This is a genomic window from Mesorhizobium sp. M1A.F.Ca.IN.020.06.1.1, assembly GCF_004023265.1.
Classification (GTDB): Bacteria; Pseudomonadota; Alphaproteobacteria; order Rhizobiales; family Rhizobiaceae; genus Mesorhizobium.
This window is the reverse complement of record NZ_RZSR01000452.1, coordinates 1-4,674: the sequence shown is the minus strand read 5'-3', so window position 1 is coordinate 4,674 and position 4,674 is coordinate 1. Positions and strand designations below refer to the sequence as shown.

Sequence of the window (4,674 nt, the reverse complement as noted above, 5' to 3'; positions counted from 1 at the left end):
GATGGGCTTCAGCGCCGTCTTGCGCGACCTGCCGCGGCTGATGCGCCGGATCAGTCAAACAGCCGGCGCCATCGCGGCGGAGCGGCCGGATTGCCTGATCACCATCGACAGCCCTGATTTTTCGCTGCGGGTCGCCAAAAGGGTCCGCGCCGCCGCGCCCGCTATCCCGATCGTCCATTATGTCTGCCCGAGCGTGTGGGCATGGCGGCCGGGCAGGGCGGCGGCGATGAAGCCCTATGTCGATCACATCCTCTGCATCCTGCCCTTCGAAGTGAAGGCGCTCACCCGACTTGGTGGGCCCCCCGGCACCTATGTCGGCCACCGGCTGACCCAGGATCCCGGCGTGCTTGGCGCCGCGAAGGCGCAGAGCTTGCCGCGGGACCTGTCGGAGGATCGCGTGAAGACGCTGCTCGTGCTGCCCGGCTCGCGCCGCGGCGAGGTGCGCCGGCTGATCGAGCCGTTCGGCAAAGCGATGTCGGTCTTGCATCAGCGCGGTCACCGCTTGCGGCTGATGCTGCCGACGGTGCCGCATGTCGCCGACCTGGTGAAAACATCTGTCACGCGGTGGGACGAGAAGCCCGAGATCATCACCGATCCGGAGCGCAAATGGTTGGCTTTCGGCAAGGCCGATGCGGCTCTGATCGCCTCCGGAACCGTTTCGCTCGAGCTTGCGCTTTGCGGTGTTCCAATGGTCTCCAGCTACAAGCTCGATCCGATCGCGAGGGAGCTGCTGCAGCATCTGGTGACGACCTGGTCGGCGCTGCTGCCCAATTTGATCGCCGATCGCGCGCTGGTGCCGGAGTTCTACGATCAGTATGTCAGGCCGGAGAACCTGGCGCGTCAGCTGGAAGCCCTGTTTGCCGATACCGGCATGCGCGCCTGGCAGCGGGCAGGTTTCGCCGAAATCGCCAGGCGCATGGCGACCGACAGGCCGTCGGGCGAGATTGCTGCCGAGGTGGTGCTGGGGTGCATCAAGAAAGCGAATAGGGAGTAGCGAATAGCGAGCAGGCTAGGCGCGAGCGCCGACGGGTTTCTTTCACTGTTCGCTACTCGCTATTTCGCTATTCGCTCAATCACCGCTTCGCAATCGGCACGTAGTCGCGCTCCGTGGCGCCGGTGTAGAGCTGGCGCGGGCGGCCGATCTTCTGGTGCGGGTCTTCGATCATTTCCTTCCACTGCGCGATCCAGCCGACGGTGCGGGCGACCGCGAACAGCACGGTGAACATGGTGGTTGGGAAGCCCAGCGCCTTCAGCGTGATACCCGAATAGAAGTCGACGTTCGGATAGAGCTTCTTCTCGATGAAATACTCGTCGGTCAGCGCGATCTTCTCCAGCTCCATCGCGATGTCGAGCAGCGGATCATCCTTGATGCCGAGCTCGCCCAGCACCTCATGCGCCGTCTTCTGCATGATCTTGGCGCGCGGATCGTAGTTCTTGTAGACGCGATGGCCGAAGCCCATCAGGCGGAACGGGTCGTTCTTGTCCTTGGCGCGGGCGATGAATTCCGGGATGTGATCGACATGGCCGATCTCGCCCAGCATGTTGAGGGCCGCCTCGTTGGCGCCGCCATGCGCGGGGCCCCAGAGGCAAGCAATGCCGGCCGCGATGCAGGCGAACGGATTGGCGCCCGAAGAGCCGGCGAGACGAACCGTCGAAGTCGACGCGTTCTGCTCGTGATCGGCGTGCAGGATGAAGATGCGCTCCATGGCGCGCGCCAGCACCGGATTGATCTTGTACTCCTCACACGGCACGGCAAAGCACATGTGCAGGAAGTTGGCGGCGAAATTCAGCTCGTTCTTCGGGTAAATGAAGGGCTGGCCGATGTGGTATTTGTAGGCCATCGCCGCGATCGTCGGCATCTTGGCGATCAGTCGCATGGAGGCGACCATGCGCTGATATGGGTCCGAGATGTCGGTCGAGTCGTGGTAGAAGGCCGACAGCGCGCCGACCACGCCGCACATGACGGCCATCGGATGGGCGTCGCGGCGGAAGCCGGTGAAGAAGCGCGACATCTGCTCATGCACCATGGTGTGGCGCGTCACGCGATAGTCGAAGTCGTCCTTCTGCGCCTTGGTCGGCAATTCGCCGTAGAGCAGGAGATAACAGACCTCGAGGAAGTCGCCGTGCTCGGCGAGCTGGTCGATCGGGTAGCCGCGATGCAGCAGGATGCCGGCGTCGCCGTCGATGAAGGTGATCGCCGACTCGCAGCTTGCCGTCGAGGTGAAACCGGGATCGTAGGTGAAGGCCCCGGTGGTGCTGTACAGCGCGCCGATGTCGATCACGTCGGGCCCGGTCGAGCCGCTTCGCACCTTGAATTCATGCGTCTTGCCGGCGAGCTCGAGCCTTGCGGTCGACTCGCGCGCCTTGCCGCCCGATTCCAGTTTTGTCGCAGCTTCGCTCATTGCAAACTCCTTTATGTTTTCTCATGCCGGCAAGGCAATTCCTGCAAACGACACGTCGAAATCACCGGAATGCGCGAACTTGCCACCGCATTTTAGGAGGTGCGTGCCAGATTGGGCCAAGGCCTAATGTTGCACTGCGAAACACACCTTTCAATGCCAATCTTCTTGGGCCAGTTCGCTCCTAATCGATTTGATCCGCAACCCGCGCCAGGCTCTCCTCACGGCCGAGCACAGCGAGCACATCGAACACGCCGGGCGAGGTGCTGCGGCCGGTGAGCGCAGCTCTCAGCGGTTGAGCCACGGCGCCGAGCTTATGGCCGCCTGCCTGCGCAAAATCGCGAATAGCGGCTTCCGCGGTCGCGGCGCTCCATTCGCTGGAGATCGCGGCGAGCGCGGCATGGGTACCGCGCAAAATGGCGCGGGCGTCGCTGCCAAGCAACCCCGCAGCCCTTTCGTCGAGCTGCAAGGGCCGCTCGGCGAACAGGAAGCCGGCTCCATCGACGAGCTCGACCAAGGTCTTTGCCCGCTCCTTGAGGCCCGGCATGGCAGCAAGCAGCTGTGCCTGGCGCCTGTCGTCGAGCTTGGCCGCAAGCGCCGGGCCACCCTCGAGATAGGGCAGGGTGGCTACGAGAATATCAAATAGCGCCTTGTCGTCCATCTTGCGCATATGGACGCCGTTCAGCGCCTCGAGCTTGGCGAAGTCGAACCGGGCGGCGCCCTTGTTGACGTCGGCGATGTCGAACCAGGAGATCATATCCTTGATCGACATCACCTCGTCGTCGCCGTGGCTCCAGCCGAGCCTGGCCAGATAGTTGAGCAGGGCCTCCGGCAGATAGCCCATGGCGCGATAAGCCTCGACGCCGAGCGCGCCGTGGCGCTTCGACAGCTTGGCGCCGTCGGCACCATGGATCAGCGGGATGTGCGACATCGACGGCACGGTCCAGCCCATGGCGTTGTAGATTACGGTCTGGCGCGCGGCGTTGGTCAGGTGATCGTCGCCGCGGATGATGTGGGTGACGCCCATATCGTGATCGTCGACGACGACGGCATGCATGTAGGTCGGGTTGCCGTCCGAGCGCAGGATGATGAAGTCGTCGAGGTCCTTGTTCGGGAATCGCACCTCGCCCTGCACGCGGTCGTGCACGACGGTCTCTCCTTCGGTCGGCGCCTTGATGCGGATGGCGCCCTTGACGCCGGGAGGCGCCTCGGAGGGGTCGCGGTCGCGCCACTGGCCATTGTAGCGCGGCGGCAACCCCTTGGCCCGCGCCGCCTCGCGCATCGCCTCCAGCTCGGCAGGCGTCTCATAGCTGTAATAGGCCTTGCCCAGCCGTACGAGCTCCTCTGCCACCTCACGGTGGCGCGGCGCTCGCTCGAACTGCGACACGGCCTCGCCGTCCCATGAGAGGCCGAGCCAGGTCAGCCCGTCCAGGATAGCGGCTGTCGCCGCTTCGGTGGAGCGCTCGCGGTCAGTGTCCTCGATGCGCAGCAGCATCGTGCCGCCCGTGTGCCTGGCGTAGAGCCAGTTGAACAGCGCCGTGCGCGCCCCGCCGATGTGCAGATAGCCGGTGGGCGAGGGGGCAAAGCGGGTGACGACCTTGTCGGACATGGAACTCTCGGAAGAAGCTCTGAAGCGGGCATGATTGCGCGGACTTTCGCGCGGTGGGCGTTCATGTAGCATAGGAGGTCTGGGGCGCAAGGGGCAGACCCGATGGCTGGACGTGGCCGGGGTGCGGAGGATGGCGAGAAGACGACGGCTGGCGTGAGCGAGCGCCTGCTGTTTGCCGACACCGTGCCTGCCGAGGCAGTACCGGTTTGGGTTCCCGTGCCGCGTCCGGCCACCGAGATTTCGGACGGCGACGCCGTCGTGAAGCCGCCTCCGCCGGCAGCCATCGACTTGATCCGCAGGCGGTTCCGCCGTGCCTCGTTTTCCGCGATTCGCCGGGGTGTGGCCGAGGCAGCCTCCACCGAGCTCGACCGCGGCATCGGCTTCCTCCTGGTGCCGGTGTTCCTGGCCGCCGGCGTGATACTCTATTATTCCTTGAGCGCCGAGCCGGATCTTTACAGACCGCTGGCGGCGGTGGCGCTGATGGCTCTATGCGCGGCGGTTTCGCGTCCCTGGCTAAAGACACACCTGGTCTTTATGGCGGCGTTGTTTTGCGCGCTGGGATTCGTCGCCGCGAAGGTCGAGACCTGGCGCGCCGCTACACCGATGCTCGGCTCCGAAATCCAGACGCGGCTGACAGGCCGCGTCGTCATCGCCGAGGAAATGGCC

At 64.7% G+C, this 4,674-nt stretch carries 3 protein-coding genes and 1 pseudogene; 2 read left to right on the top strand and 2 right to left on the bottom strand.

Annotated features, from left to right (window positions below):
* Window positions 1-994: lipid-A-disaccharide synthase (locus EOA60_RS19505; protein ID WP_128311751.1), on the top strand; the 994-nt coding region annotated here is incomplete at its 5' end.
* 79 nt (window positions 995-1,073) lie between these two features.
* Here the strand turns inward: EOA60_RS19505 and gltA are convergent.
* Together gltA and gltX are read right to left on the bottom strand one after the other, a co-directional pair.
* Complete coding sequence (gene gltA, locus EOA60_RS19500) at window positions 1,074-2,402, bottom strand: citrate synthase (protein WP_095777720.1); 1,329 nt, start codon at window positions 2,400-2,402, stop codon at window positions 1,074-1,076.
* A 181-nt stretch (window positions 2,403-2,583) separates the two neighbouring features.
* Complete coding sequence (gltX, locus tag EOA60_RS19495; RefSeq protein WP_067319911.1) at window positions 2,584-4,008, bottom strand: glutamate--tRNA ligase; 1,425 nt, start codon at window positions 4,006-4,008, stop codon at window positions 2,584-2,586.
* Window positions 4,009-4,110: 102 nt separating this feature from the next.
* On the opposite strand from gltX, the pseudogene EOA60_RS19490 reads away from it, so the two are divergent.
* Window positions 4,111-4,674: pseudogene (locus EOA60_RS19490) on the top strand (competence protein); the annotation flags it as partial.